Source organism: Exiguobacterium sp. s7 (genome assembly GCF_018618195.1).
Taxonomy (GTDB): Bacteria; Bacillota; Bacilli; order Exiguobacteriales; family Exiguobacteriaceae; genus Exiguobacterium; species Exiguobacterium mexicanum_A.
Window position 1 is genome coordinate 1 of record NZ_JACSLO010000027.1, and the last position, 3,988, is coordinate 3,988.

Annotated in this window: 3 protein-coding genes; all 3 read right to left on the reverse strand. The window is 49.8% G+C overall.

What is annotated here, in order from left to right:
• Positions 1–130: 130 nt before the first annotated feature.
• A complete protein-coding gene (locus tag KNP79_RS15445; RefSeq protein ID WP_215192918.1) occupies positions 131–2,545 on the reverse strand; it encodes a heavy metal translocating P-type ATPase in 2,415 nt (804 codons plus the stop codon).
• Positions 2,538–2,903, reverse strand: a complete 366-nt coding sequence (locus KNP79_RS15450) for an ArsR/SmtB family transcription factor (protein ID WP_215192919.1) — start codon at positions 2,901–2,903, stop codon at positions 2,538–2,540. The genes KNP79_RS15445 and KNP79_RS15450 overlap by 8 nt, the downstream gene beginning before the upstream one ends.
• 95 nt (positions 2,904–2,998) lie before the next feature.
• Positions 2,999–3,613 carry a CadD family cadmium resistance transporter gene (locus tag KNP79_RS15455; RefSeq protein ID WP_029595498.1) on the reverse strand — a complete coding sequence of 205 codons (615 nt, stop codon included), beginning with the start codon at positions 3,611–3,613 and terminating at the stop codon, positions 2,999–3,001.
• Positions 3,614–3,988 lie beyond the last annotated feature (375 nt).

Consider the following 3,988-nt stretch of genomic DNA (forward strand, 5'->3'; position numbering starts at 1 on the left):
GTCGTAACTTCATTCTAAACGAGGCCATCGCTGTGGGCTTTTTTTTGCGTTCACGTTCAGATGTTGCACTTAATTTTATAATTCATCATAAAAAAGGGGTTTCCAGATAATCGGAAACCCCTTTTGCTTTTTATTCTTTCACTCGCATCAGCCGTAAACTGTTTAACGCGACTAGAAGGGTAGCGCCCATATCCGACATGATGGCGATCCACAGGGTCAGCCAACCCGGAATGACCAATAGCAGTGCAATCACTTTGATGCCGATGGCGAACGTAATGTTCGCTTTGATGATATTCAGGGATTTCCGGCTCAATTTCACCGTGAATGGCAGCTTGCTCAAATCGTCGCCCATCAAAGCGACATCCGCCGTTTCCAAAGCGGTATCCGTTCCGGCTCCGCCCATGGCAATCCCGACCGTAGAAGCGGCGAGTGCCGGCGCGTCGTTCACGCCGTCTCCAATCATCGCCACCTTGCCGTACTCGGCCCGTAAGCGTTTGATGACATTCAATTTGTCCTCCGGCATCAGCTCGGCCTGGATTTCGGTGACGCCGACCTCTCGGCCGATGGCCTGACCGGTCGCTTTGTTGTCACCCGTCAGCATGATCGTCTTCTTGATGCCCATGTCGTGCAGCTTCTGGATGACTTCCTTGCTGGAGTCCCGGACTTCATCGGCCACGGCGATGACCGCCAGGATGTTTTGTTCCGTTCCGATGATCATGGCCGTCTTGCCCTGATTTTGAAGAGCTGTGACATTTTGTTCCAAGTTCTTATCCGCACTTGCGGCGCCCAGCTCGTTGAAGAGGATCGGGCTGCCGATATAGTACGTGGTTCCTTCGACGGTTCCTTTAATCCCTTTGCCGGTAATGGATGAGAAGTCCTCGACCAAGACCGAAGAATAAGAAATATTTTCTGCATCCGCTTTTTTCATGATGGCCGAAGCAAGGGGATGCTGTGAGCGGTACTCCAGTGCTGTGACGATAGAAAGCAGCTCTTTTTCACTGATTCCCTTGTTCAGCACTTCAAAGTCCGTGACAACCGGAACCCCTTTGGTCAAGGTGCCGGTCTTGTCAAACGCGATGGCTTTCAGCGCGCCCATTTCTTCCAAATACACGCCGCCTTTTACCAAAACGCCTTTTTTCGCTGCGTTCCCGATAGCAGATACAATCGAAATCGGAGTCGAAATGACCAAAGCACACGGGCATCCTACGACTAGCACAGCCAATCCTTGGTAGACCCAGGTTTCCCAGCTGGCATCAAACAGAAGGGGAGGAACGATGGCTACAAGCGCAGCAACGACCATGATAATCGGTGTATAATATTTGGCAAATTTATCGACAAACGCCTGCGAAGGAGCCCGTTCGCCTTGTGCTTCCTCAACCAGGTGGATGATTTTCGCAATGGTTGTGTCTTCAACCAACTTCGTGACTTTGACTTCGAGCAAGCCTTCTTCATTCAGCGTGCCCGCGAAGACGTCATCGTTCACCGTTTTGGCGACCGGCACGGATTCCCCGGTGATCGCCGCCTGATTGACCGCCGAATAGCCGTTGGTCACCGTGCCGTCCATGGCAATCTTCTGTCCGGGTCTGACAATCATGGTGTCGCCCACCACAATGTCGTCCACCGAAATCAGCTGTTCCTGGCCATTCCGCCGGACGAGTGCTTCTTTCGGGGCAATGTCCATCAACGAACGGATGGATTGGCGGGCACGGTCCATGGAATAGCGTTCCAGTGCTTCACTGATCGCAAAGAGGATGACCACGATAGACGCTTCCGCCCATTCGCCGATAAAAGCCGCCCCGATGACGGCAACGGTCATGAGGGTTTTCATGTCGAAATCCAGGCGAATCAGGTTCTGGAAGCCGACTTTGAAGAGCGAGTACCCGCCAATGACAATCGCCGCCACAAACAGGAGCGACGTCATCAGGTTGTCTTCGCCATTGACGAACTGGGAAATGTAGCCGAACACGATCAAGAGGGTGGAGTAGAGCAAGGTGCTGTGCTTTTGGTAGAACGGCACTTTCTTCTCTGTTCGAGCTGGCGCTTTTTCGGTTCCGGTATTCGTGATAGCTGGACGTCCTGTAATTTCAGGCGCGACCTTCAAGTTTTCAAACGCACCGGCTTTCTCCAATTCGTCGATGGTCGCTGCCCCGTAAACGGAAATTTTTGAAGCCCCGAAGTTCACTTTGGCATCCTGGACACCGGGGATCTGCTTGACGTTGTTCTCAAACTTCCCGGCGCAGTTCGCGCATGTAAAGCCTTCGACCCGGAAGACATTTTTGTCTTCGACGGTCACTTCAGGAGCCGCCTGGCGTTTCGGTTTTTCCGGTGCGACCTTCAAATTCTCGAAAGCGCCGGCTTTTTCCAGTTCCTCGACCGTCGCCTCGCCGTAGACCGCAATTTTCGAAGCCCCAAAGTTCACTTTGGCATCCTGGACACCGGGAATCTGTTTGACGTTCTTCTCGAATTTCCCGGCGCAATTCGCACACGAAAAGCCCTCAACCCGGTAGACCGTTTTGTCTTCTGTTTCCTTCGTTTTTTCAACCAACGGAAACAACCTCCTTCTGATGGATGAAGGCCACTTGCACCAAGTGTTTCACATGCGCGTCATCCAGTGAGTAGTAGACCAACTTGCCTTCCTTGTTGTATTTCGCCAACCCCATATTATTCAGTAGTCGCAGGTGGTAGGAGGCGGTTGCGGTAGATGAACCGATGATATTCGCAACGTCACACACACACAGTTTGTCCTCCAGCGATAAGGCGTAGGCGATCTTGATACGCGTATCGTCCGACAACGCCTTGAAGATCTTCGCCACTTCCAATGGATTTTGTTCAGACAGTTGCTGCTGGACTCGTTCCACCTTTTCTTCATCTACACAGACCACATCACAAATCTCTTTTGCCATTTTCATTCACTCCTTTTTCTCACTTCTGTTTACTCATTCGTTTTTTCAAGTAAGTGATTTTCTTCTATATAAAACAAAGAGTGCAAAGAATCACTTCAACTCACCAATCCCCAAAGGAATCGGAAAGTCCCATTCTCCGCCATAATCAAGATGCCGAGCCCGATGAAGACAATCGGCACAATCCACCGTTCCCAATTTTCTATCGTTTCAGAAATCGTTTTAACGGCTGCCAACCGGTAACTGAGGTAACACAAGACGGCGACCAGGATGGCAAAGACAACCAGCATCACCACAGTTTCACTTGGATTCAAGGTTGAAAAGTAGGGTATGTAGACGCCAATGTTGTCGCCGCCAGCCGCCAGGGTAATGACTGTAATGGTGACAAACAAGCGATTGGGGTTTCCGGAAGACAAACGGGACAGGAGATTCTCTTCGTCGTCCTCGTCTTCTTCTCGCTTCCAGACCCGGATGCCCAGGTAAATCGGAATGAGCCCTAGCAAGCCCACCCAGTGGGACGGCACAAGCGTCAGGCTGTACGCAGCCAACAGGCTGACGCCCACCAAGATGGCTGTTCCTAGGTATTGTCCGATGACAATGGATTTTAACTGGCCTTTTTTCATCGTTTGTGAAAACAGGATCAGCAAAATAATGACGTAATCAATGCTGGTCGCCACATAAGCGGCAACCGCGGTAAAAATCGTGGTTAACAGCACCCTCATCTCCTTTACGGATATCCTAGTGTGAAGTGATACCCTCTGATAGTTATACATTCAAACAAACGTTTGATTAATGCAAGTGTACAAAGATTTCGCTAGATTGTCAATTATATATTCAAATGATTGTTTTAATGTTTGGGCATGCTTGTTAGAATGAACAGGGAGCGACAAGTGGCAAGGCAAATTGAAATTTAGTATGGCCAATGCCTGCATGTCTTGTTAAGCATTCTATCTTTAGAAGAGCTGAAAATGGTATAGAAGAGGCTCATCACCATAAGGCGTGGTTGACGCATAAAATCCATCAGATTTTGAATTGAACATAGAAAAAAAGCGAAAACCCCGGTATCGTAATTGTTGCCTAGACAAACC

Excerpts from the sequence above, each read along its gene's own strand:
- KNP79_RS15450 (WP_215192919.1), bottom strand. The coding sequence starts at position 2,903 with ATGGCAAAAGAGATTTGTGATGTGGTCTGTGTAGATGAAGAAAAGGTG.